Origin of the sequence: Microbacterium sp. 1262 (assembly GCF_040544895.1) — a bacterium.
In the GTDB taxonomy this organism is placed as follows: Bacteria; Actinomycetota; Actinomycetes; order Actinomycetales; family Microbacteriaceae; genus Microbacterium; species Microbacterium plantarum.
Genome location: NZ_JBEPKU010000001.1, coordinates 778,964 through 804,454, shown reverse-complemented (window position 1 = coordinate 804,454; position 25,491 = coordinate 778,964). Strand labels below are relative to the sequence as shown.

Here is a 25,491-nt window from a genome sequence, read left to right as displayed (position 1 = left end):
GCCGAGCAGGGTGCGCACGAGCCGGCTCGAGCCGGTGGCGTGCGTGACGAGAGGGTGGGCGGATGCCGGAATGATGATCTCCTCGAATGAGTTAATCGATATACTAGTCACGATTCCAGGGGGTTCTTCCGCACGTGCTCGTCGCTCTCACCGCGCATCAGCGCTCCACGCCGCTCGCTTCACTCGAGCGACTCTCCGTCATCGGAGACGAAGTCGGCACCCGGTTGACAGAGGCCCATGACGCCATCCAGGGTGCCGTCGTGCTCGCGACCTGCAACCGCTTCGAGGCGTACTTCGACCTGCGCGACGACGCCGACTTCCCCTCGACGATCCCGGCGATGGATGCCGCGATGGAAGAGATCGCGAAGCTGAGCGATCTTCCGTACCGGACCGTTCGCGAGACCGTCGACTTCGCTCACGGCAACAAGGTCGCCCACCACCTCTTCTCCGTCGCATCCGGACTCGACTCCGTCGCCGTCGGCGAGGACGAGATCGCCGGCCAGGTGCGCCGCGCCCTCGACGACGCGCGGCGCGGCGGACTGACCACGGCGCCCCTCGAGCACCTCTTCCAGCGGGCCACCGAGACCTCGCGCGCCGTGAAGAACAGCACACGCATCGGCGAGTCGGGCCGCTCGCTCGTGCGACTCGCCCTCGAGCTCGCATCCTCGCGGGTGGCGGACTGGTCCACTGCACGGGTTCTGCTCGTGGGCACCGGCCGCTACGCCGCGGCATCCCTCGCCGCTCTGCGCGACAAGGGTGCCGTCGACGTCCGCGTGCACTCGCGCTCGGGCCGCAGCCGCTTCGCCCAGCGCGAGCACCTCGTCGCCGTCGACGCCGAGCACTACGCCGAAGAGGCGGCAGCCGCCGATGTCATCATCACCTGCACGACCACGACCGACACCTACGCTCTGACCGCTGCCGAGCACGCGGCACGGCGCAGCGGCGCCGACCGCACGCAGCTGATCATCGACCTCGGTCTGCCCCGCAACGTCGACCCGGCGCTGCGCGATGTTCCCGACATCGAGCTGCTCGACCTCGAGACGATCCGCATCCACGCGCCGATCGACGAATTCGCGACGCTCGACGAGGCGCGCGAGATCGTCGCGGGAGCCGCAGCACGGCACGCCGCCGCGCGTCGCGTGCACGAGGTCGCCCCGTCGGTCGTGGCGATGCGCGGCTACATCACCGGCATCCTCGACGACGAGCTCGAGCGGGCTCACCTGCGGGGCGAGTCGCCTCAGGTCGAGGCTGCGCTGCGCCACTTCTCCGGCGTCCTGCTGCATCGCCTGATCGCGCAGGGGCACACGCTCGCCTCCTCCGGTTCGGGTGCAGCCTGGGCCGATGCGGTGGCCACCGTCTTCCCCGCCGCGACCGGAGCGACCTCGCCGGGCGGCACCGTCCCGACCGAGCGCGCCCCGGGCGACGCCGAAGCGGGAGCCGGTCGGTCATGAGCCGGCCGGTGACCCTGAAAGACATCGCGCTGCGCGCGGGTGTCTCGACGGCCGCCATCAGTCAGGCGCTTAACGATCGCGGAAGCCTGCGCCCCGAGACCCGGGAGCGCATCAAGGCGATCGCCGCCGAGCTCGGCTATCAGCCGAACAAGTACGCCGCGGCGCTGCGGAGCGGCCGCACGATGTCGGTCGGCTTCGTCGTTCCCCAGGATGCCGAGCTGGACCTGTCCAAGCGCGGCGCCCTCCACCGCAGCCGGCACATCGGCGCGCTCGTCAGCGCTGCCGCCGATCAGGGCTTCACGGTCACGATGCTGCCCGCGGCACGACCCGATCTGCTCCGTGGTGCGCAGATCGACGTCGTCTACTTCGCCGAGGTGGCCGCCGACGACCTGCTGCTGCGCGAGGCCATCGCCCGCGGCATCCCCGTCGCGACCAATGACCTCTACGTCGACACCGAGCTGTCCATCACCGTCCGCACCGGCTACGACGAGGCGGTGCGCGCGGCGCTCGCCCTGCTCGAAGCCGGTGGGGCCCGGCGAATCGGGTTCCTCGTCGACGATGCGGGCTCGCCCCGCGACGAAATCGGCGAGACCGCGTACCACGCGTGGAGCACCGTGCGCGGCCGTGAACCCCTCGTCGCGTACCTCGACGCGGAGCACGGCACCCTCCCCCGCCGGGTCGGCGAGCTCCGCGATGCCGGCGCGGATGCGATCTTCTCCTTCGCCGAAGAGGGGCCGGCCATCTACCTGCAGCTCGAAGAGATGGACTTCGTCATCCCACGCGACATGCAGTTCGTCGCGCTGTGCACCAGTGACTGCGCCGTGAACACCCGCCTGGGCGTCACGCACGTCTGCGTGCACCCGGAGCTCGCCCCCGCCGCGATGTTCCAGGCGCTCAGCAGCATCCGCGATGCCGCGTCGCCCGACGTCGTCGACCTTCCGTGGGAGATCGTCCGCGGCTCGTCGACGCGCTGACGCGTCAGAACTCGCCGTAGACCTCGAGCGTGTTCGCGGCGACCTGAGCGGACAGCTCCTCGACGTCGACCCCGAGCTCGGCGGCCATGAAGCGCAGCGTCACCGGGATCAGGTACGGCGCGTTGGGCCGCCCCCGGTGCGGAGCCGGCGTGAGGAACGGGGCGTCGGTCTCGACGAGAATGCGCTCGCGGGGCGTGACCGCGAGGGCGTCGCGCAGGTTCTGCGCGTTCTTGAAGGTCACGTTGCCGGCGAAGCTCAGCCAGTAACCGCGGTCGGCGGCGATCCGCGCCATGTCGGCGTCGCCCGAGAAGCAGTGGAAGACCGTGCGCTCGGGCGCACCGACCCGCTCGAGCGTCTGGAGGACCGCGTCATGCGCGTCGCGGTCGTGGATCTGCATCGCGACGCCGTGCTTCTTCGCGAGCTCGATGTGCGCCTCGAAGCTCTCGAACTGGGCGGGCAGCCCGTCCTCATCGGTGCGGAAGAAGTCGAGCCCCGTCTCGCCGATCGCCCGCACGCGCGGCTGCGCGGCCAGCTCGTCGATGACGGCGATGGCCTCGCCGAGCCGGCCCGCCGCAGCGTAAAGCGGCGCCTCATTCGGGTGGATGGCGACGGCGGCGAGGACGCGCGGATGCGATGCCGCCGCCCACGCCGACCAGCGCGACGAGTCGATATCGCCGCCGGCCTGGACGACGCCGATCACACCGACGGATGCCGCGAGCTCGAGCTGCTCCTCCAGGGTGCGCGGCTCGTCACCGTCCTCGATCTCGAGGTGGGTGTGGTTGTCGTAGACCGGCACCGCAAGCGGTTCCGGCGCCTCCGGCCAGCGCACATCCCGCGCCGCCTGGGAGCGCTGGCGCACGTACTGCGACACGTCATCCGTCGACTCGCCACGAAGTGACGATGCCGGGCCGGCTGGATCGGTGTTCTCTGGCGAGTCGGCCATGCTCAGGCGGGCTGCTCGACCCGGGGGAACAGCGGCGCGAGGCCGTTGACCGTCGTACCGGCGGGGAGCACACCCCAGGTGCCGGCGTCGCGCAGCGGCTGGTCCTCGAGCCGGGCGTCGATGCCGAGCGCCACCCACAGCTTGCGCGTCGACTCGGGCATCACCGGAGACAGGAGCACCGCGAGGGCGCGCAGCCCCTCGGCGGCGGTGTACAGGACGGTGCCCAGACGCGCCCGCTGGGCGTCGTCCTTCGCGAGAGCCCACGGCTCGTTCTCGGTGATGTAGCCGTTGAGCGCGTCGACGATCGTCCAGATCGCAGCGATCGCCTCGTCGGGCCGGAACCGTTCCATCGCAGTGTCCGCGGCGACGGCGGCGTCGGCGACGATGCGCTGGATCGCGAGATCGCTCTCGGTGTACTCGGCGGGCGCCGGCACGATCGCCTCGAAATAGCGCTCGATCATCGCGATCGTCCGCGACGCGAGGTTGCCGAACCCGTTGGCGAGCTCGGCCTGGTACCGGGCCGACAGGTCTTCCCATGAGAACGAGCCGTCCTGGCCGAACGCGATGGCCGAGAGGAAGTAGAACCGGTAGGCGTCCGAGCCGAACACGTCGGTGATCTCGGTCGGCGCGATGCCGGTGAGCTTGGACTTCGACATCTTTTCGCCGCCGACGAGCAGCCAGCCGTGCGCGAAGACGCCGCGCGGCACGTCGAGCCCGGCGGCCATCAGCATCGCGGGCCAGATCACGGCGTGGAACCGCAGGATGTCCTTGCCCACGACGTGATACGCGGGCCAGCGCCGCGCGAACTCGTCGGGGTCGGTGCCGTAACCGATCGCAGTGGCGTAGTTCAGCAGAGCGTCTACCCACACGTAGATGACGTGCGAGGGGTCCCAGGGCACCGTGATGCCCCAATCGAACGCAGACCGCGAGATCGACAGGTCCTTGAGGCCCGACTTCACGAACGACACGACCTCGTTGCGCGCCGATTCGGGGCGGACGAATTCGGGGACGGTCTTGTACAGCTCGAGCAGGCGGTCCTGGAACTCGCTGAGCTTGAAGAAGTAGTTCTTCTCCTGCAGCAGCTCGAGGGGCTTGGAGTGGATCGCGCAGACCTTGAGGCCTTCGAAGGCACCGGTGCCGTTGACGATCTCGGCCTCGGGCTTGAACTCCTCGCAGCCGACGCAGTACAGCGCCGCGTACTCGCCCGCGTAGATGTATCCGCGGTCGAACAGCGTTTGCACGAATACCTTCACGCGCTCCTCGTGACGCTCCTGCGTCGTGCGGATGAAGTCGTCGTTCGCGACGTCGAGGGTGCGCAGCAGCGGGAACCAGGACTCCTCGACGAGCTTGTCGACCCACTCCTGAGCGGTGACGTTGTTCGCCGCCGCGGCGCGGAGCATCTTCTGACCGTGCTCGTCGGTGCCCGTCAGCATCCACGTGTCGTCGCCCGCCTGGCGGTGCCAGCGCGCGAGCGCATCCACCGCCACCGTCGTGTAGCCGTGCCCGATGTGGGGCAGGTCGCTCGGGTAGTAGATCGGTGTGGTGATGTAGAAGCTGCGGCCGTTGCTCACCCCGAGATTCTAGTTCGAGTGCGCGGACCGCCGCGGCCGTGTGTCGACACAGCGACGCGTCACGCGGTCTCGCGCACGATGAGGGATGTCGGCAGCACGAGCGGCTCCGGGTCACCCCCCGCGATCACCTGCAGCACCATGTCGACCATCGCCGAGCTGATCTCGTTCCACGGCTGACGCATCGTCGTCAGGGGCGGATCGTGCGTCGCCGCGAGGCCCGAATCATCGAAGCCGGCGACGGCGATGTCGTCCGGAACGCGCCGTCCGCTGCGGCGGATGGCGGCGATCGCGCCCACCGCCATGACATCGGATGCCGCGAAGACGGCGTCGATGTCGGGGGCGCGCTCCAGCAGACGGGTCATGGCCGCCGCGCCGGCGTCGCTCGAATAGACGTCCTGCTCGACGAGCTCGGGATCGAACAGATCGCCCATCTCCTCACGGAACCCCTGCAGGCGGTACCGACCGCCCGGGGTGTCGTCGGGCCCGGTGATCACAGCGATGCGGCGGTGACCACGCGAGAGGAGGTGACGCGTCATGATGCGTGCCGACTCCTGCTCGTCGACCGAGACGGTGGGCACGTGCGCGCGATCGCCGAGCGGGACACCGGTGCACACGGTGGGCACGCCCGCGGAGATCAGCGAGGCGAGCAGCGGGTTCGACTCGTGCGACGAGATGAGCAGCACGCCGTCGACGTGCCCCGCGCGCACGTACCGCTCGACGTTCGCCCGCTCGGCCGCGGTGTCGGCGATCATGAGCACGAGGGTCATCGAACGCTGGGCCAGTGCCTCGGTCGCTCCCCGCAGCAGCAGGGCGAAGGTCGGGTCGGCGAAAAGCAGGTGCTGGGGCTCGGTCAGCAGGAAGGCCAGCGAGTTCGACCGCCCCGTCGCGAGACTCCGGGCCGCGTGGTTCGCGGTGTAGCCGGTCTCGCGGATCGCGCGGTCGACGGCGTCCCGCGCCTCGGGCGACACCCAGTGCCCGCCGTTGATGACCCGCGACACGGTGCCGTGCGAGACGCCGGCCGCTGCCGCGACGTCGCGGATGGTCGGTTTGCGCGACGCGCCGGTGGAGCCGTTCACGTCGCGAGCCTACTCCGGACGGGACGTTCACCCGTCTCGCGCCCTCGAGGACGCGCCGAGGCTGGCAATCCTTCTGGGACCGGTCACAGTTCGATAACGGGGCGGGTCGCGGATCGGTCGCGCGCTTACAGTGGTCACACACTCTGTGACCGGTCACAGTACGACCGGCGCATCTGAGAGACACGAGGAAGCGTTTCATGCCTGCGAGCGTTTGGCCCGCCATCGACGGGATCGCCTACGGCGGCGACTACAACCCGGAGCAGTGGCCCCGCGAGGTCTGGCGCGAGGACGTCCGCCTCATGCGCGAAGCCGGAGTGAACCTCGTCAGCGTCGGCATCTTCTCGTGGGCGCTCATCGAGACCAGCGCGGGCGTTTTCGACTTCGACTGGCTCGACGAGATCATCGGCCTTCTCCACGAGAACGGCATCGCCGTCGACCTCGGCACCCCGACGGCATCCCCGCCGGCCTGGTTCTTCGCCGAGCACCCCGATGCCCGCGCCGTCAACCGCGACGGCGTGGTGATGGGCTTCGGGTCGCGCGGCATGGCGTCGCACTCGGCCCCCGCCTACCGCGAGGCGGCCGTGCGCATCGCCTCGACGCTGGCCGAGCGCTACGCCGACCACCCGGCCGTCGTCATGTGGCACGTCCACAATGAGTACGGCGTCCCCGTCGGTGAGGACTACTCCGAGCACGCCCAGCGCGCCTGGCGCGGCTGGCTGCAGGAGAAGTACGGCTCGCTCGACGCCCTCAACGCGGCGTGGGGCACCGCCTTCTGGGGGCAGCATTACGGCGTCTGGGAGCACGTCGGCGTCCCCGCTGCCGCTCCCTCGGTCGTCAACCCCGCGCAGCGGCTCGACTTCGCGCGGTTCACCGACGCCCAGCTGCGCGCGTGCTTCATCGCGGAGCGCGACGCCATCCGGCGGTTCTCGTCCCTTCCGGTGACGACGAACTTCATGGCGAATCAGCACCACGGCTGCGATCTGTGGGCCTGGGCGCGTGAGGTCGACATCGTCTCGGACGACCACTACCTGTGGGCTGCAGACGTCGAGGGCGAGATCGGCCTGGCCATCGCCGCCGACCTCTCACGCTCGGTCGGGGGCGGCAAGCCCTGGATCCTGATGGAGCACTCGACCTCGGCGGTCAACTGGCAGCCGCGCAACGTCGCCAAGCGACCGGGCGAGATGGCGCGCAACTCGTTGTCGCACCTGGGCCGCGGTGCCGACGGCATCCTCTTCTTCCAGTGGCGCGCCGGGCGCTCGGGCGCCGAGAAATTCCACTCGGCGATGCTGCCGCACGCCGGCACCGAGTCACGCGTCTTCCGCGAGGTCGTCGATCTCGGCGCGAAGCTGAATCGCCTCACCGAGGTGCGCGGCTCGCGCGTCCACGCCGACGTCGCGATCCTGTGGGACTTCGAGTCGTTCTGGGCGCAGGACCTCGAGTGGCGTCCCTCGGAGGACGTCTCGCACGACGAGCGGATCCGGGCGTTCTACGAGCGCCTGTGGCGCGACAACATCACGGTCGACTTCGCCCTGCCGGGCCACGATCTCTCCGGCTACAAGCTCGTCATCGCCCCCGCGCAGTACCTCCTGCGTCAGGCTGACGCCGACAACCTCAACCGGTACGTCGAAGCCGGCGGCACGCTGGTCGTCTCGTTCTTCTCGGCCGTCGTCGACGAGAACGATGCCGTGCACCCGGGCGGCTTCGCCGCTCCCCTCGAGCCGTCGCTCGGAGTCCGCGTCGAGGAGCACCTGCCGCTGCGCGCGGGCGCGACCACGACGATCGAGTTCGGCGGCGCGTCCCATACCGCCGACGTCTGGCACGAGCACCTGGTGGTGTCGGACGCGGAGACCCGCGCGACCTACGTCGACGGACCGGGCGCCGGGATGCCCGCGGTGACGCGCAAGCGGCACGGAGCGGGCACCGGCTGGTACGTCAGTACGCGACCGGATGCCGCCGGCCTCGCCGCCATCATGGCGGAGGTCTACGCCGACGCGGGCATCGCCCCGGTCGACGCGCCGGCCGGCCTCGAGATCGTCCGCCGCGCGGGCGACGCCGATGACTACGTCATCGCGATCAACCATGCGGCGACGGACGCTGAGCTCGCCCTGGAAGGTGTCGACCTGTTCTCAGGGCGCGCCGTCCGGGGCACGCTGGAGGTGAGTGCGGGCGACGTCGCCGTCATCCGCGCACCGCGCACAGCACCCGGGGGTGGTCACTGACCCACCCCGACGCCGGGAGACAGCCGACGTCTCACGGCATGCACTGAGAAAGCGCCGCCGCCACCCGGCAGCGGCATCCACATCGGTCGTGACGGAGCGACCTCGCACGAGGCCCTTCCGATCGACCACTTCGGAAGGAAGATCCATGCGCAAGATCGGGACCGGAATCGTCGCCATCGCGGCGACCACCGTCCTGCTCGCCGGTTGCTCCGGCGGCAGCACCCCCAGCGACAGCGGCAACGCCGAAGGCGGCTCGGGCGGCGGCTCGCTCGTCGTCTGGACCGACGCCAACCGCGCGCCGGCCATCGAGGCGGCGGCGAAGGCCTTCGAAGACGAGACCGGCACCAAGATCGAGCTGGTCCAGAAGAACTTCGAGGACATCCGCAACGACTTCATCAACCAGGTGCCGACCGGCGAGGGTCCGGACATCACGGTGGGCGCCCACGACTTCCTCGGCTCCTTCGTCTCGGCCGGCGTCGTCGACACGATCGACCTCGGCGACAAAACCGACCAGATCGAGAAGGTCGCCGTCGACGCGTTCACCTACGACGGGCAGCTCTACGGCTTCCCCTACGCGCTCGAGACGATCGCGCTCGTGCAGAACACCGACCTCGTCGGCGAAGAGGCGCCGTCGTCCTTCGACGACATGATCGCCCGCGCCCAGACCGCGGGCGCCGAGCGTCCGTTCGTCATCAACACGGCGGGTCAGAAGGGCGACGCGTACACGATGTACGGGTTCCAGACGTCGTTCGGCGCCCCGGTGTTCGTGCAGGACGCCACCGGCTCCTACACGACCGAGGTCGGCATGGGCGGCGCGGGCGGCGAGGCTTTCGCCACCTGGCTCGGCGCGCACGGCGAGGCCGGCTCCGGCGAGATCTCGACCACGATCGACTACGACACCAACAACGAGCTCTTCGCCGCCGGTACCGCCGCGTACACGGTTCAGGGCCCGTGGGCGATCGAGGCCCTCACCGCCAACGGTGTGAACGTCAAGGTCAACCCGATCCCGTCGGCCGGCGGCGAGACCGCCGCGCCGTTCGTGGGCGTCCAGGGCTTCTACATCAGCTCGGAGAGCGCGAACAAGCTGCTGGCCCAGGAGTTCCTGACCACCTACCTCGCAACGGATGACGCGCAGCGCGCCCTCTACGAGGCCGACCCGCGCCTGCCCGCGTGGAAGACCCTCGCCGCCGAGGTCTCGTCCGACCCCGTCGTCGCCGGCTTCCTCGCCTCCGCCGCGAACGGCGTGCCGCAGCCCTCGATCCCCGAGATGGGTTCGGTCTGGGACCTGTGGAACGCCGCACAGGTGCAGATCATCAAGGGCGGCGACCCCGTCAGCACCTGGAACACCATGGTGACCGACGTCCAGGCCGCGATCGGCTGACCCCCTCCGGGGGCGGAGCACACCGCTCCGCCCCCGGACCTCTCTCGTGAAGGAGATGCACATGTCGGTCCCCCAGGGAACCGTGAGCGAGAGCGCACCGCCGCCTCGCTCCCCCGACCGCTCGCAGCAGTCAGAACCGCATGGCCGACGCTGGTCGGGCATCGGCTGGGGCTTCGTCGTGAAGCTCGTGCTGATGGCGATCGTCAATGCCTTCGGCCTGATGGGGGTGTTCGCCGCCGTCCAAGCCGAGTCGTGGCTCATCGCGACCGCGGCGGCCGTCCTGCTCGTCGCCGCCGACATCGTGTACTTCACCAAGCGCGCACTGCCGCTGAAGTACCTGCTCCCGGGACTCGCCTTCCTGCTGGTGTTCCAGGTCTTCATCTTCGGCTACACGGCGTACATCGCCTTCACGAACTACGGCGCCGGCCACGTCGGTTCGCAGGACCAGGCGGTGGCCGCTGCTTTGGCCCAGGGCGAGCGACGCATCGACACCTCGCCCTCGTACCCGCTCTCGGTCGTCGAACAGGGCGGCGAGTACGGCTTCGCGATCGTCGACGACGGCGAGATCAAGGCCGGGGCCACCGACCGGCCGCTCGAGGTCGTCGGTGACGCGTCGGGCTCGGGCGCCCCCACCGACGTTCCCGGCTGGAATGTCGTTCCCCGCGGCACCTTCCTCGGCGACCCCGCGCTGCAGGAGCAGATCGTCGAGCTGCGCGTACCGGTCTCGGACGACCCCAACGACGGCTCGATCCGCACGCGCGACGGCTCGACCGGCGCCGTGTACCTCTCGACGCTGACGTGGGATGCCGACGCGCAGACCATCACCGATACGGCATCCGGTGCCGTCTACACGGCAACAGACGACGGCCGATTCGTCTCCGCGGACGGAGCGGCCCTGCCCACCGGCTGGGTCGTGAACGTCGGGTTCGACAACTTCCTGCTCCTCGTCACAGACCCGGGCCTGCTCGAGCCGCTCGCGCTCGTCACGCTCTGGACGTTCGTCTGGGCGGCGCTGTCGGTGCTCATTCCGTTCGCGATGGGGCTCGTGGTGGCGCTCATCTTCAACGACCCGCGGGTGAAGGGCCGCAAGATCCTTCGGACGCTGTTCATCCTCCCGTACGCCTTCCCGGCGTTCATGTCGGCCCTGCTGTTCCGCGGCATGTTCAACGCCGAGTTCGGTGTCATCAATGAGTTCTTCTTCGGCGGCGCGAACATCGACTGGCTCGGCGACCCGTGGCTGGCTCGCATCGCGGTGCTCTTCGTCAACGTGTGGCTGACCTATCCGTACTACTTCCTCGTGTGCACGGGCGCGCTGCAGGCACTGCCGTCCGACACGCTCGAGGCCGCGTCGATCGACGGCGCGGGCCGGTTCCGGCAGTTCCGTGCGATCGTCCTCCCCCTCGTGCTCGTCGCGACCGCCCCGCTGCTGATCTCGTCGTTCGCCTTCAGCTTCAACAACTTCACCGTCATCTACATGTTCAACAGCGGCGGGCCGGCGATCCCCGGCGCGCCCTATGCGCTCGGATCCACCGACATCCTGATCTCCGCGATCTGGGACATCTCGGGAGTCTCGGGCGGCGCTGCCGACTACGGCCTGGCCAGCGCCCTGTCGATCCTCGTGTTCATCGTGGTCGGCGCGATCTCCGCCCTGGCGTTCCGCCAGACCCGCAAGCTGGAGGAGTACCAGTGATGTCCGCAACCACCACCGTCGCCACCCCGCCCAGCCGCGTCGGCGCTCGCCGCCGCCGGTGGCTGCTCGAAGTCGGCTGGAAGTACCTCGTCGCGCTCGTCATCCTCTTCTACGCGATGTTCCCGCTGCTCTACGTCATCTCGGCCGCGCTCAACCCGCGCGGCAGCCTCGCCGCGAGCAACCAGCTGTTCGGCGTCTTCGACCTCGCGAACTTCGCCTCCCTCAGCGGCACGTCGTACTGGACCTGGTACGGCAACACGCTGATCGTGAGCGGGGCGTCGGCGGTCGGCGCCGTCCTGATGGGGGCCGCGGCAGCGTACGCCTTCTCCCGGTTCCGCTTCCGCGGTCGCCGTCCGGGCCTCACGGCCCTGCTCATCATCCAGATGTTCCCGCAGGCGCTCGCCTTCGTGGCGATCTTCCTGATGCTCCTCGCCCTCGGCGAGGTGTTCCCCGCCCTCGGCCTGAACTCGAAGATCGCGCTCATCTGCGTCTACCTCGGCGGCGCCCTGGGTGTGAACACCTTCCTCATGTACGGGTTCTTCAACACGATCCCGATGGAGCTCGACGAGTCGGCCAAGATCGACGGCGCAACGCACGCCCAGGTGTTCTGGCGGATCATCATGCCGCTCGTCACCCCGATCCTCGCGGTCGTGGCCCTACTGGCGTTCATCGCATCGTTCGGCGACTACATCATCTCGAAGATCGTGCTGGTGTCGCAGGACAACTGGACCCTCGCCGTGGGCATGTACCAGTGGGTGTCGAACCAGCTCGCGAGCAACTGGGGCCTCTTCGCGGCCGGCGCGGTGCTCGCCGCGATCCCCGTGCTCGCACTGTTCCTCGGCCTGCAGCGCTACATCATCGGCGGGCTGACCGCCGGCTCCGTCAAGGGCTGACGCCCGAGAACGCACCCTCTCGCCCAAATAACACCCTCCCCGGTGCGCACTCGCCGGGACCGTACGCTCTCGCGCGCCCGCGCGCGCCGACCTCGAAGGAGAGGCACATGCCACGAATCATCCCGCGGCTGACCGCGGCCGTCACTGCGGCGGTCCTGTCGCTGGGGGCGCTCGCGCTGCCGGCGTCGGCAGCCGACGACCCGGCGCCAGTCCCGAGCACGATCACCGTGCCGCGGGTCGAGAACCTGCCGGCCGACTTCATCGGCGGCGTCGACGTGTCGTCGGTGCTGTCGCTCGAGGAGTCGGACGTGGTGTTCCGTGACGCCGACGGCAACCCGGGCGACCTGTTCAGGATCCTTCGGGATGCTGGGGTCAGCGACATCCGGATCCGCGTCTGGAACGACCCCTTCGACGCCGACGGCAACGGGTACGGCGGTGGCGACGTCGACGTCACCCGGGCGATCGAGATCGGCCGTCGCGCGACGGCGGCGGGCCTGGGCGTCCTGGTCGACTTCCATTACTCGGACTTCTGGGCAGACCCCGCCAAGCAGCAGGCTCCGAAGGCCTGGGCGGGCATGACCGTCGACGAGAAGGTCGCGGCGACCGGGGCGTTCACGCGCGACGCGCTCATACGATTCCGCGACGCCGGGGTCGACGTGCGAATGGTGCAGGTCGGAAACGAGACCAATGGCGGCATCGCCGGGGTGACCGGGTGGGATGACATGGCGCGGATCTTCAGCGCCGGGTCGGCCGCGATCCGCGACGTCATCCCCGACGCCCGCGTCGTGCTGCACTTCACCAACCCCGAGCGCCCCGGGTTCTACGCGGGCGTCGCCCGGGAGCTCAAGGCGCGGGATGTCGACTACGACGTGTTCGCGTCGTCGTACTACCCGTTCTGGCACGGCACGCCCGAGAACCTCACGGCGGTGCTGTCGCAGATCGCCGAGACGTACGACAAGAAGGTGCTCGTGGCCGAGACGTCGTGGGCGTACACGCTCGACGACGGCGACGGACACCCGAACGTCGTGAAGACCCCGGAAGACGCGACGCGCTACCCCGTGAGCGTGCAGGGCCAGGCCGCCGCCGTACGCGACGTCGTGCAAGCCGTGGCGAACGTGGGCGAGGCCGGGCTCGGCGTCTTCTACTGGGAGCCCGCGTGGCTGCCGGTCGGTCCGCCCGAGCAGCTCGAGTCCAACCGCGTGCTCTGGGAGCGCGACGGATCCGGCTGGGCGTCGAGCTACGCCGGCGGCTACGAGCCCCATGACGCGGGACAGTGGTTCGGCGGTTCCGCGTGGGACAACCAGGCCCTGTTCGACCACGACGGCTACCCCCTCGCGTCGCTGAACGTGTTCTCGTACGTGCGCACCGGCGCGATCGCTCCGCGGACCGTCAGCGATGTCGAGCGTGTCGCGCTCACCGTCACGGACGGCGACCCGATCGCGCTGCCCGACACCGTCACCGTGTCGTACACCGATGGGACGACCGAGGAGCAGAGCGTCGACTGGACCCCGGGACCGGATGCCGTCGACGGCGTGGGCGTGCACACCTTCTCGGGCACCACCTCGGCAGGCCATGCAACGTCGGCGACGGTCACCGTCATCGCGCGGAACCTGCTCCGCAACGGCGGCTTCGAAGACGCGGACGTCTCGATGTGGCGCTCGGAAGGAGGCGGCCTGACCGTGCGGGCGGAGGACGATCCTCGTACCGGCACGTACTCGGCGCACTTCTGGGCCGACGCCGCGTACGGCTTCTCCCTCGCGCAGGAGGTCGTCGTGCCGGAGGCGGGCTGGTACACCGCCTCCGCGGCCGCCCAGGGTGGGGCCGCCGGGGCCGACGGACGCCTGCAGCTCAGCCTGTCCAACGAAGCGGCTGCTGCCCGCGCGCTGCCTGCGGAGACCGGCTTCGCCCTCGACGGCTGGCGCGTGTGGTCGACCCCGGTCACCGACGCCGTGTTCGCGTCAGCGGGCGATACGCTCACCGTCCGGATCGCAGGCGACCTGCCCGCCGGCGCCTGGGGGACGATCGACGACGTCGCGCTCGTCCGCGCAGCACCCGCGGCGGACTTCGCGGCGCTGACCGCGGCGACGGTCGAGGCCGCCTCGCTGGACCGGTCGATGTACACCGCGGCATCCCTCGCCGCGGTCGACGCGGCACTGGCGTCTGCGCGCTCGGTCCTGGCGGCCCCGGCGACGCCGCAGGCGGAGGTCGACGCCTCGACGACGACGCTCCGGGCTGCGCTCGATGCGCTCGTCGGGCTGGTGCCCGCCCCCGAGGCATCCGCACCTGCGCTGCCCGGCACGGCGTCCGCGCTCACCGCCGGACCCGATGCCCTGGCAGCATCCGGCGGCGCACTCCCCCTCGCCGCGCTCACGGCCGCCGCGCTTCTCGTGTTCGTCGGTCTGCCCCTCGCCGTCCGGCGGGGCGCCCGCATGCGGCGCAGCTGACGCCGAAGACGCACCGTCGTCGCGAGAACGTGCCCGATACGGTGCGTTCTCGCGGGGTCGGTGCGTTCTCGCGCGAACGGGCCCGCGTCAGGACCCGGCGCGAGCGGCGAGGGCGGCCTGGTACAGGTCGCGGGACGACAGGCCGGTCGCGGCCGCGACCTCGCCGGCGGCCTCCTTGAGCCGGATGCCGTCGGCGACGAGCCGCTGCACCTGCGCGAGCGCGTCGGCGGGGTCGATCTCGCGCGCCCCGGCGCCCTCCACCACGATGACGATCTCGCCGCGGACGCCGTCGGCAGCCCACTCGGCGAGCTCATCGAGCGTGCCGCGCGCCACCTCCTCGTGCAGCTTCGTCAGCTCGCGGCAGACGGCCGCTCGGCGGTCGCCTCCGAACGCCTCGGCCATCGCCCGCAGCACCTCGGCGATGCGCGACGGCGCCTCGAAGAAGACGAGCGTGCGCTGCTCGCCGGCCAGCTGGTCGAAGAGCCGGCGCCGGTCCCCCGGCTTGCGGGGCGGGAAGCCCTCGAAGGCGAACCGGTCCGTCGGAAGCCCGGAGACGGCGAGCGCGGCGAGCACGGCGCTCGGGCCGGGCAGGACGGTCACGGTGACCCCTGCTGCCGCCGCCGCGGCGACGAGCCCGAACCCGGGGTCGCTGACCGTGGGCATCCCGGCGTCGCTGAGGACGAGGACGTCTTCGGTACGGGCGCGCTCGACAAGCTCGACGGCTCGCTGCTTCTCGTTGTGGTCGTGAAGGGCGATCAGACGGGGACGGTTGGTCACCCCGAGGGCCTGGAGCAGGCGCTGGGTGGTGCGTGTGTCCTCGGCGGCGATGGTCGTCGCCTGTTCGAGCGCGGTCACGAGCCGCGTCGTGGCGTCGCCGAGGTTGCCGATGGGCGTCGCGGCGAGGATGATCACCGCCCCAGCATAGGCTGGCGACGTGACGACGACCGCTGAGCCGCTGCTCCCCGAGAGGCGTCGGCCGACCCTTCTCGACCGGTGGCACGCCCGCTTCAGCGGCGACCCGGCCTTCGCCCGGCGGATGGCCTGGATCGCACCGCTGGTGATCACGCTGATCGCCGCCGTCCTGCGGATGTGGAACCTGGCTCATCCCCACGCCGTGGTCTTCGACGAGACCTATTACGTCAAGGACGCCTGGAGCCAATGGGTGCTCGGGTACGCCGCAACCTGGCCGGACGGCGCCGACGAACGCTTCCTCGCGGGCGAGACCGACATCTTCACGACGACGGGCAGCTTCGTCGTGCACCCGCCGCTCGGCAAGTACCTCATCGGGCTGCCGATGGCCCTGTTCGGCGCCGACTCGACCTTCGCCTGGCGCCTGGGCACGGCCCTCGCCGGCACGGCGTGCGTGCTCGTGCTCTACCTCCTCGCACGCAGCCTCACCGGTTCGATCGTCTTCGCGTCGCTGGCCTCCGGCCTGCTCGCGATCGACGGCCTCGGGATCGTGATGAGCCGGGTGGCGCTGCTCGACATCTTCCTGACGTTGTTCACCCTGCTGGCGTTCTGGTTCGTCGTGCTGGACCGCGAACGCAGCCGGGTCGTTCTCGCCGAGCGCATCGCGGCGCGATGGGACGACGTCGGCGCCCCCGCCTGGGGACCGGTGCTGTGGAACCGCCCGTGGGTGATCGCCGCGGGTGCGGCGGCCGGCGCGGCGACCGCGGTGAAGTGGTCGGGCGTCTGGGTGCTGGCGGCGATCGGCATCTATCTCGTCGTCAGCGATGCCCTCGCCCGCCGCAGCGCCGGCATCCTGTTCTGGCCCGCCGACGCGACGGTCCGGCAAGGGGCGGTGTCGTTCGTGTTGCTCGTGCCGGTGGCGCTCGTGGTGTACCTCGCGTCGTGGACCGGCTGGTTCGTGACCGACGGCGGGTACGACCGGCACGCTGCGGACGCGAACCCCGCGACCGGATTCTGGTCATGGGTACCCCTGTCGCTGCAGAGCCTGTGGCGATATCACGAGTCGATGTACGGGTCGACGGCCGGGATGTCGACTCCCCACGCCTACGCGAGCCCCGCGGCGCAATGGCCGCTCCTTCTGCGCCCGACCTCGATGTACGCGGGCAGCACGCCCGGCGGAACCGGTTCGTGCACCGACCCCAACGGCTGCTGGGAGATCCTGTACAGCATGCCGAACCCCATCGTCTGGTGGGCGGGCGTCGCGAGCGTGCTGTACCTCGTCTACCTGTTGTTCCGCACCCGTGACGGCGCGTACGGCATCGTCCTGACCGGTGTCGTCGCGACGTACTCGCCGTGGCTGCTCTTCCCCGAGCGCACGATCTTCCAGTTCTACACGGTCCTGATCCAGCCGTTCCTCCTGCTCGCTCTGGTCTTCGTCATCCGATCGGCGGTCCGGTCCGCGCGTCGCGATCGAGGAACCACCCGCGGCGTCGAACGCGTCGTCGTCGTGTTCCTCGGCCTCGTCCTGGTCCTCGCCGCATTCTGGTTCCCGCTATGGTCGGCGATCTCGGTGCCCTACGAGTTCTACCGGCTGCACAACTGGCTGCCCGGCTGGGTCTGACGCCCGCCGCGCGCGGCACCGTAGGCTAGGCGCGTGTTCCGCTACCCGACGCCCGACGACACCCGCGGCGCGGGGTTCGCGATGGTCACCGATCACTTCGCCCTGCTGCTCGGTCCGGGTGCCGGCGAGGCGCTCGCCGCTGCGGTGTGGGAGGCGATGACGGGAAGGGATGCCGCGTTCGAGGACGTGCTCTCGGCGATCGCGGCCGTCGGCATCGGAGCCCTGCCCGATTTCGCCCTCGTCGAGGTCGTCGACGCCGGATCGAGCGCGGTCTCGGTCGCCGTCCGCGGCGCGGCCACGATCGACCTGCACGGTCCGCAGCGCAGCAGCTATGCCGGAACCGGCGTCGGGACCTGGGTCGAGGGATCGGCTCAGCACGTGGCCGGCATCTCGCTCGGGCTCGGCACCGAGCCCGGTCGCTCACTGCTCCCGATCGGTCGGGGCGTCGTCCGCACCGACGCCCTCGAATGGGGCGCGACCGCACGCGCCGCCGTCGCGGCGATCCCGGCTTCCGCCGCATCCTCCTCGGCCCCCGTTGCCGCGCTCGAAGACGCCGACCCGCTCGAGACCGTCGCCGTCGACCGACGCGCGCTGACCCCGCCCTTCGGGCCGCGACGGCGCCCGCAGCCCGAACCCGAGCCCGAGCCCGAACCGGAACTGGTATCGGAACCGGAATCGCCTCGGGAGGCGGAGGTCGACGACAGCACGGTCCTCGGGTCCCGTCGCGCCCCCGCCCCCGTAGCCGACGCACCCGCATCCCACCGGTACGTCCTGCGTCTCGAGCCCGGCGGCGACTACCCGCTCGACCGCCCCATCGTGCTGGGGAGGGCGCCCCGTGCGGCGCAGCATCCCAGCGCCCGGATCGTTGCCGTGCCCTCGCCCCGCAAGGAGGTGTCGGGAACTCACGTGGAGGTCCGGCTCGACGATGGCGCGCTCGTCGTGCGCGACCTCGGCTCAACCAACGGCACCATCGTGCGCGAGGCTTCGGGCGAAGCCGGCCTGCTGCGGAGCGGCGCTGCCTCGCGCGTCTCCCCCGGGGCCGTGCTCGATCTCGGCGACGGGATCCGCGCGACTTTCGAGTCGCTCTCGTGAGGCGACGACAAGCGATTTCCCGGCCCGACCTCGGTGTGTTAGAAAAATCTCACCGGATTCGGATTCCGGGGGACGATGACATCGCGCCCCCGTTGACAGGGGGTGCATGACTGTGGCGTCGAGACTGCCCTCCGCGCCGCCCGGTCTTGCGGGATTCACCTACGTCCGCCCCCTCGGAACCGGTGGGTTCGCCGATGTCTTCCTCTTCGAGCAGAACCTCCCGCGCCGTCCTGTCGCCGTGAAGGTGCTCCTCGAGGACATCGTCGACGAGAACCTGCTCCGCATGTTCAATGCCGAAGCCGACGTGATGGCGCGTCTGAGCTCGCATCCCTCGATCCTGACCATCTACGAGGCCTCGATCTCCTCCGATGGTCGGCCCTACATCGTGATGGAGTACTGCCCCACCTCCCTCACCAATCGCTACCGTCGCGAGGTGATCCCGGTCGCGGAGGTGCTGCAGCTCGGCGTGAAGATCGGCTCGGCGCTCGAGACCGCGCACCGTTCCGGACTGCTCCACCGCGACATCAAGCCGTCCAACATCCTCATCACGACCTTCGGCACTCCGGTGCTGTCGGATTTCGGAATCGCCGCCGCCATCTCGGGCCGTTCCGACGGCGACGAGGTGTTCGCGATGTCGGTGCCCTGGAGTGCTCCCGAGATCATCGACGAGCGCATCTCGGGCTCGGTGACGGCCGAGGTCTGGGGGCTCGGGGCGACGCTGTACTCACTCCTCGCCGGCCGCAGCCCGTTCGAGCGTGCCGGCAGCGGCCAGAACAGCCGCGAGCAGCTGAAGTCGCGCATCCGGAAAGCGTCGTACACGCCGATCGGCCGCGGCGACGTGCCCGAGCGCCTGGAACAGGTCCTCGCACGCGCGATGAGTCGCGATCCGGGTGCGCGGCACGCCACGGCAGCCGACCTCGCCCACGACCTGCAGCTCGTCCAGCACGAACTCGGACTCCCGCACACTCCGATGGAGGTCGCCGTCGACGAGTGGGCCGCGGCTGGCGCCAGCGTCGACTTCGCCGATGACCGTGCGCGCGGACCCGTCCGTCCGTCGGTGGCATACGAGTCGCGTCGCCCGGCGCGGGCAGCGAAGGCCGTCGACCGTCGCCCCGATGAGGGAACGATCCTCGCCGGGGCCGAGCCGACCCGCCGTCTCGGCACCGCCGCGCGGGTCGCGCTGATCGCCGGCGGCGCTCTGCTGGTGGCCGGAGCCGGAGCGGCGACGACGCTCCTCATCGTCGGCGGAGGGTTCTGAGATGGCACGGCGCGAGAGCACGCGACCCCGCGTGCGCCGGACCACCTGGATCGCCGCGGGCGCGGTGACGGCGGTCCTCGCGGTCACGGCGACCCTGGCGGTCGTGTGGCCCGGATACGACGCGCAGCAGACGCCGCCCGACGACCCGACCGTGTGGGCGCTGCAGAACGGCGCCGGCAGCGGATACGCCCGTGTCAACCTCGAGCTCGGCGAGATCGACACCGTGAAGCAGGTCGACAACGGCAGTGCGGTCGCGCAGACGACAGACCGTCTGTTCGTCTACAGCGACGGCGCCTCCCAGTTCTCCGATGTCGACATGGGCCGTCCCGCCGACCTCACGGACGACGCGGAGGACGCCTTCACCCCGACGCCTCCGGGAACCGCCGACATCGCCGTGACCGGCGACGCGATCGCGTACCGGACGGACGCCGGCGCCGTGTTCGGGTCGAGCCTGTCCGGCGGCGGCGAAGGCATCCCGATCGATCCGTACGCCGACGCCGAGGTGCCCGACGGCGAGGAGCGGCCCCGCTTCGTCGCCACCGCCGTCGCCGTCGACGCGGCAGGCGTGGTGTACGCCTATTCGGCCGCCGAGGGTCGTGTGGTCCGCGCCGACTCGCGCACGGGCAGCATCCTCGGCGAAGACACCGGACCGGCGGAGCTCGAGACGGCGCAGCTCAGTGTCGTCGGAACCCGCTGGGTGCTCCTCGACGAAGCGACCGGCGACGTCTGGCTGCGCGGCCGCGACGAGCCCATCACGACCGACCTCGCCACCGGCGCGCGGCTGCAGGATGCCGCTCCCGAGGGAGACCGGGCTTACGTCGCCGACGCCGAGGGCGTCGTAGCCGTCGATATCTCCGGCGGCACCGCATCGCGGGTGCTCGACCGCCCCGGCGCCGGCACCCCGGCCAAGCCGGCCGTGCTCGACACGACGGTGTACGCCGCGTGGCTCGGCGACGGTGAATCCGCCGGCTCGCTCTGGTCGAGCGCCGATCCCGGCGCCGTGACCGACCTGGATTACCGGGGCGCTGACATCGGCGACAACGTCGACCCGGCATTCGTCGGAAACGGCACCAGGCTCGCACTCAACGATCGCCGCTCCGGCTGGGTGTGGAACGTCCCGGACGGGGCCCTCATCGCATCGTCGCAGCAGTGGGACCTCGATCGCCAAGTCGAGGTCGAGCAGCAGGATGATGCCACCTCGGAGCGCGTGGTCGACCCCAAGCCGCCGGTGGCCGTCGACGACGCGTTCGGCGTCCGCGCCGGCTCGGTGACGCTCCTGCCCGTCCTGCTCAACGACCACGACCCGAACGAGGACGTGCTGAGCATCGACCCGGCCTCGCTCGAGAACCTCGATCCGGCATTCGGCACGGCGTCCATCACGGGCGCGCAGCAGCAGCTGACGGTCGCGGTCTCCCCCGAGGCCTCCGGCACGGCGACGCTCCGCTACCGCGTGACCGACGGCACTGCCGCCGACGGCCTGCTCTCCGAGGTCGCCACCGTCACCCTCACGGTCGTCCCCGACGATCAGAACAGCCCGCCGGTGTGGTGCGGCGTCGAGGGATGCCTCGCGACGTGGCCATCGCTCACGGTGGCTCCCGGCGGAACCGTCTCAGCGGAGCTGCTCGAGGGCTGGGTCGATCCGGAGGGCGATCCGGTCTTCCTCGCCGGCGCGACCAACGACACCGGCGTGGGAACCGTGACGACGTCGCCCGAGGGGACGCTCACTTACCAGCATCCCGATCCCAACACGACGGAGGGATTGGCCGTGTCCATCACGGTCACGGTCTCCGACGCGCGCGGAGCGACGGTGACGCAGCCGCTCACGATCACCGTGACCCCGACGCCCGAGCTCACGGCTGAGTCGTTCGCCGTTACGGGAGTCGTCGGTGAGCCCCTGGATGTGTCCGTGGCGCCGTACGTCACCGGCGCCGCCGGGCCGGTCTCCCTCACCGGCGTCGTGCCGCTCAACGAGGCGCAGACGACGGCGGCGGCGAACCCCGCCGCCCTCAGCATGGTCGTGACCGCCTCGGCCCCCGGTTCATATCTCGTGCAGTACAACGTGCGGGATTCGCTGACAGAGGCCACCGCGATGGTGCGCGTCACGATGCTCGCGCCCGAATCCGCGGGCATCACGACCCCGCCTCTCACGGCGTTCGTGCGGCCGAACGAGGACGCGACCATCGACGTCGCCGCGGCGGTGTCGAACCCCGCCGGTTCGGTGCTGCTGCTCAGCGACATCCGCCCCGAGAGCGATCCCTTCGCATCGTTGGGCGTCGACCTGGTCGGGCAGAGCCTGCTGCGGGTCAGCGGGACGACCGACTCGGGAGAGCCGGGGCGCCTCGGCGTCGTGCGGTACACCGTCTCGGACGGGACCGGCAGTGCAGCCGCGACAGCCCAGGGCGAGCTCACCGTGGTCCTGCTGCCCTCGGCCAGCGCCGAGCCTCCCATCGCGGTCGACGATGCTGTGACGGTGCGAGCGGGCACGCAGATCGACATCCCCGTGCTCGCGAACGACACCGCCCCGTCGGGCGCGCTCATCGCGATCGACCCGTCGTCGATCGTGAACGAGACCGGCGGCGGACTCGCCTTCGCCACCAGCCGTCTGCTGCGCTATCTCGCGCCCGAGCAGGCCGGGACGTACGCGCTGACCTACACGGTCTTCCGGCTGGGCTTCCCCGAGGTCACCGATACGGCCCGCGTGACGGTCACGGTCGTGGGCGACGAGTCGAATCAGGCTCCGCTCCCGCGCACGCTCGTCGGCCGTGTCCTCAGCGGGCAATCGGTCAGCATCCCCCTCGACGGCTACGCGGTCGACCCCGACGGCGACCCCGTCGTGCTCGATCGGATCGTCGCGCAGCCCGAGCAGGGGTCGGCGACGATCTCCGCAGACGGCTCGGCCATCATCTACACGAGCCCGGACGGCTTCAGCGGTCAGGTCAGGTTCCCGTACGCCGTCCGGGACCCCAGTGGCGCGACCGGCACCGCGGATGTCCGCGTCGGTGTCATCGACACGCAGACCGACCCGAGCCCGGTCACCTACAGCGACTACCTGCAGGTGCAGGTCGGCGCCGAGAGCACGGCGGTCGTGCGGCCCACCGACAACGACATCGATCCCGCGGGGAGCGACCTCGAGCTGATCGGCGTCGCCCCCAACGCTCAGGAAGGCTCGAGCGAGTACGAGACCCTGCAGAGCCTGATCGGAACCGTCGAGAACGGCGCCGTGACGCTGCGGGCCGGCGACGTGCTCGGCACCTTCTCGTACACCTACACCGTGAGGAACGAGCGCGGCGACACCGCCATCGGACTGATCGTCGTCAAGACGGTGCGCGAGCCGGTTCCCGACTATCCCGTCGTGCGCGACACCGTGCTGACGCTCGAGAACCGTGAGGACTTCCCGCAGGGCGTCGATGTCCTCGACGGACAGGTGTCGTGGAACACCGGCGACGTCTCGGGCTTGCGTCTCTCGCTCTGGGGCGAACCGGCGGATCTCGACGTCGACGGCTGGAAGATCTCGGGTGAGCTGCCCGAGCGATCACGCCTCATCCCCTTCGAGGTCACCGGAACCGCCTTCGACGGCACCGAGGTCACGTCCTACGGATTCCTCCGTGTGCCCGGTGAGGCCGACGTCCGGCTCGCGCTGCGTGAAGGCTTCCCGCCCCTGCAGGTGCGCGAGAAGGAAAGCGTCGAGGTCGACCTCGCCGACGCGGTGCGCGTGCCCCGCGGCGCGACCCTGGTCATCGACGACGGCATCCGCACGGGCGGCGCGCGCGGCGAAGCCGTCTGCAGCGTCGTATCGGGCACCACGATCCGTTACGCCGCGGGCGCCGGTGCACCGTGGACTGACAGCTGCATCGTGCCCGCGCGGCTGAGCACGCAAGACGTCCCGACGTTCCTGACGCTCCGCGTGACCGTCGAGGCCGAGATCCCGCAGCCGACTCTGCGGAGCGCGTCGCTCACCGTGAGTCCCGGATCGACGCAGACCTACGACCTCGCGCAGATGGTCCAGTGGGCCGGCCGCGCCGACTGGGAGTCGGTCCGCTACGCCGGTTCGTACGGCGGAGACCAGTTCACCGTCACAGTCGACGGAAACACGGCGACGGTGACGGCAGCGGATGCCGCGCGCCCCGGTCGCCAGGAACCCGTCGCGATCTCGCTCCCGAGTCACTCCGACGCCGCACCGGCGAACCTCCTCCTGACCGTCGGTCCGGCACCGTCGACGCTCCCCAAGGGCGGGTCGGCGGTGCAGACCTGCTCGCAGTCCGGCGGCGCGACTTCGTGCACGATCGAGGTGATCGGCGGCGCCGGCGAGGTCAACCCGCTGCCCGGCACGCCCCTGCGGCTCGTCGGAGCCAGCGGCCCCGGCAACTGCACCGGGGTGTCCTTCTCCCGGGCGAGCGACACCGCGGTGCGCGCGACATGGAGCTCGGATGCGCCGGGCGCGGCCGAGTGCACGGGGAGTTTCACCGTCGAGGACGCGCAGGGGCGGCAGTCCAGCGGTGCGCGCAACGGACAGGTCATCCTCGACCTGCAGGGCCTTCCGGCGAATCCCGCCCGCATGGAGTGGACCGCGTACACCGGCGACTCGGTGAGCCTGCGTGTGACCTCCGATGGCGGCTCCTACCCCGCGGTCCAGGGCTACCGCATCACGGCAGACGGGCGCGAGGTCGCCACCTGCCCGGCCTCCGGGTCGTGCTCGCCGATCTCCGCGCCCGTCGGCGAGAAGATCACCTACGAGGCCCGCGCGTACAGTTCGGTCGGCGAATCGCGATCGACCGTCCGCGCGCAGGCCTGGGCCTACCGCCCGCCGGCACAGCCCGCGGGATCGTCGTTCGAGCCGGTGCCCAACGGCCGCGACGGCGGACGCGCGACCATCACCGTGACGGGACTGGATGCCACGACCGGCAGCGTCCGTCTGACGGGCGGTCGCGCCGGATCGGACACGCGTCCCGTCGTCGGCGGCACCGCGACCTTCACCAACTACGACGTCGGGTCGAACTCGGCGACCACCCTCACCGCGACCCCGCTGACGACCTTCGATCTGCCGCCGATCGCGGCGGGCTCGAGCGAAGGGCAGTCGCGCGCGGTGAGCGCCCACGGCGTCGGCGCTCCGAGCCTGACCCTGTCGGAGACCAACACGTCGAACTCGATGCGCGTGACCGCATCGGTGTCGGCCAACGGCGACGGGACGCAGACCCTCATCGGGTTCAGCGATGTCTCGGCCGACGCGTGCGTTCCCACCGGTTCGGCGACGAGCCAGCAGTTCGAGGCGCAGGCGTTCAAACGCAAGACGGTGTGGGCGTGCGCGGAGCACACGTTCAACGGCAAGAAGGGCTTCGGCGTCACCGGCGCCGAGATCTCGGCGCGTCCCGTCGGCAACGTCGAGGCACCCGCGGGAATGACGTTCCGGGTGTCGTCCACGGCGAGCGGAAACGCTCAGAGCGGCTACACCTACGCCCTGCAGGGCACGCACAGCGATCCCGGCGCCAAGCCCTTCGACGACGCCCGACTCGTCTACTACGTCAACGGCAACCGGCGCGACTCGTTCTCGCCGGAGTTCAACCGTCCCGACGATCAGTGGACGGCAAAGTGGTGCGACAGCTTCCTCGGGTTCGACAACAACTGCTCCGACCCGATCGCGATCTCGCCCGCCTCCGGGAGCGCGTCCACGCCCGTCTCGGTCAGCGTCCAGAATCTCCCGTCGTGCCAGAGCACCGACGAGGCGGCGGCCCCCTGGAACCCCCGGTGGTCCGGCCTCTCGTACGACGTCACGTCGCAGATCGGCGGCACCGCCCGCGCGATCACGCACGTGGACTACACCGTGACCTGGACCGGCAAGCTATCGCCTCTGGAGCCCATCACCGTGCGCCAGACCTGCGAGCAGATTGCCGCACCGCCGCCGGACGATTCCGGCCAGTCCGGCGACGACACCACGACCCCCTGACCCCCGCCGCACGGCGAAGCGAGAGGAC

The 25,491-nt window shown here is 70.6% G+C and carries 15 protein-coding genes; 11 read left to right on the top strand and 4 right to left on the bottom strand.

Translation table 11 applies throughout. The features are described 5' to 3' along the window. Window positions 1–134 precede the first annotated feature (134 nt). Both ABIC53_RS03760 and ABIC53_RS03755 read left to right on the top strand, forming a co-directional pair. Complete coding sequence (locus ABIC53_RS03760) at window positions 135–1,451, top strand: glutamyl-tRNA reductase (protein WP_269266062.1); 1,317 nt, start codon at window positions 135–137, stop codon at window positions 1,449–1,451. A gap of 8 nt (window positions 1,452–1,459) precedes the next feature. Beyond that, the gene (locus ABIC53_RS03755; RefSeq protein ID WP_274179546.1) at window positions 1,460–2,425 is read left to right on the top strand and encodes a LacI family DNA-binding transcriptional regulator; all 966 of its coding nucleotides are present in this window, start codon (window positions 1,460–1,462) and stop codon (window positions 2,423–2,425) included. Between the two features lie 4 nt (window positions 2,426–2,429). Here ABIC53_RS03755 and ABIC53_RS03750 read toward each other — a convergent pair whose 3' ends face one another. From ABIC53_RS03750 to ABIC53_RS03740, 3 genes are read right to left on the bottom strand one after another with little or no spacing between them, the layout of a single operon-like run. Next, a complete protein-coding gene (locus ABIC53_RS03750; protein WP_274179547.1) occupies window positions 2,430–3,368 on the bottom strand; it encodes a TatD family hydrolase in 939 nt (312 codons plus the stop codon). Window positions 3,369–3,370: 2 nt separating this feature from the next. Further along, window positions 3,371–4,939 carry a methionine--tRNA ligase gene (gene metG / locus ABIC53_RS03745; protein WP_282501048.1) on the bottom strand — a complete coding sequence of 523 codons (1,569 nt, stop codon included), beginning with the start codon at window positions 4,937–4,939 and terminating at the stop codon, window positions 3,371–3,373. 59 nt (window positions 4,940–4,998) lie between these two features. Next, on the bottom strand, window positions 4,999–6,015 hold the full coding sequence (locus ABIC53_RS03740) for a LacI family DNA-binding transcriptional regulator (RefSeq protein WP_274179549.1): 1,017 nt from the start codon (window positions 6,013–6,015) through the stop codon (window positions 4,999–5,001). A 197-nt stretch (window positions 6,016–6,212) separates the two neighbouring features. Here ABIC53_RS03740 and ABIC53_RS03735 point away from each other — a divergent pair, with 197 nt between their 5' ends. The 5 genes from ABIC53_RS03735 to ABIC53_RS03715 all read left to right on the top strand — a co-directional run bounded on the left by ABIC53_RS03735 (window position 6,213) and on the right by ABIC53_RS03715 (window position 14,642). After that, window positions 6,213–8,234, top strand: a complete 2,022-nt coding sequence (locus tag ABIC53_RS03735; RefSeq protein ID WP_354450490.1) for a beta-galactosidase — start codon at window positions 6,213–6,215, stop codon at window positions 8,232–8,234. Window positions 8,235–8,379: 145 nt separating this feature from the next. After that, window positions 8,380–9,615: a sugar ABC transporter substrate-binding protein gene (locus tag ABIC53_RS03730; protein ID WP_274179551.1), complete on the top strand. Its 1,236-nt coding sequence runs from the start codon at window positions 8,380–8,382 to the stop codon at window positions 9,613–9,615. Between the two features lie 61 nt (window positions 9,616–9,676). Beyond that, window positions 9,677–11,305 (top strand): ABC transporter permease subunit, encoded by a 1,629-nt coding sequence (locus ABIC53_RS03725; protein WP_354450488.1) that lies wholly within the window; start codon window positions 9,677–9,679, stop codon window positions 11,303–11,305. After that, window positions 11,305–12,198, top strand: coding sequence for a sugar ABC transporter permease (locus tag ABIC53_RS03720; RefSeq protein WP_269266054.1), 894 nt, complete (start codon window positions 11,305–11,307; stop codon window positions 12,196–12,198). Before ABIC53_RS03725 ends, ABIC53_RS03720 begins: the two co-directional genes overlap by 1 nt. Window positions 12,199–12,305: 107 nt before the next feature. After that, entirely contained in the window at window positions 12,306–14,642 is a 2,337-nt protein-coding gene (locus tag ABIC53_RS03715) for a glycosyl hydrolase 53 family protein (protein WP_274179552.1), read from the top strand. An 87-nt stretch (window positions 14,643–14,729) separates the two neighbouring features. Here the strand turns inward: ABIC53_RS03715 and rsmI are convergent, their stop codons facing one another. Next, on the bottom strand, window positions 14,730–15,554 hold the full coding sequence (gene rsmI, locus ABIC53_RS03710) for a 16S rRNA (cytidine(1402)-2'-O)-methyltransferase (RefSeq protein WP_354450485.1): 825 nt from the start codon (window positions 15,552–15,554) through the stop codon (window positions 14,730–14,732). A 22-nt stretch (window positions 15,555–15,576) separates the two neighbouring features. Here rsmI and ABIC53_RS03705 point away from each other — a divergent pair, with 22 nt between their 5' ends. From ABIC53_RS03705 to ABIC53_RS03690, 4 genes are all read left to right on the top strand, one after another. Next, the gene (locus ABIC53_RS03705) at window positions 15,577–17,172 is read left to right on the top strand and encodes a dolichyl-phosphate-mannose--protein mannosyltransferase (protein WP_354450483.1); all 1,596 of its coding nucleotides are present in this window, start codon (window positions 15,577–15,579) and stop codon (window positions 17,170–17,172) included. Window positions 17,173–17,205: 33 nt separating this feature from the next. Further along, window positions 17,206–18,264 carry an FHA domain-containing protein gene (locus ABIC53_RS03700; protein ID WP_354450481.1) on the top strand — a complete coding sequence of 353 codons (1,059 nt, stop codon included), beginning with the start codon at window positions 17,206–17,208 and terminating at the stop codon, window positions 18,262–18,264. Window positions 18,265–18,376: 112 nt separating this feature from the next. Then, window positions 18,377–19,522, top strand: a complete 1,146-nt coding sequence (locus ABIC53_RS03695; RefSeq protein WP_502915509.1) for a serine/threonine-protein kinase — start codon at window positions 18,377–18,379, stop codon at window positions 19,520–19,522. A gap of 1 nt (window position 19,523) precedes the next feature. Further along, window positions 19,524–25,463 carry an Ig-like domain-containing protein gene (locus ABIC53_RS03690; RefSeq protein WP_354450479.1) on the top strand — a complete coding sequence of 1,980 codons (5,940 nt, stop codon included), beginning with the start codon at window positions 19,524–19,526 and terminating at the stop codon, window positions 25,461–25,463. The last annotated feature ends 28 nt before the right edge of the window (window positions 25,464–25,491 follow it).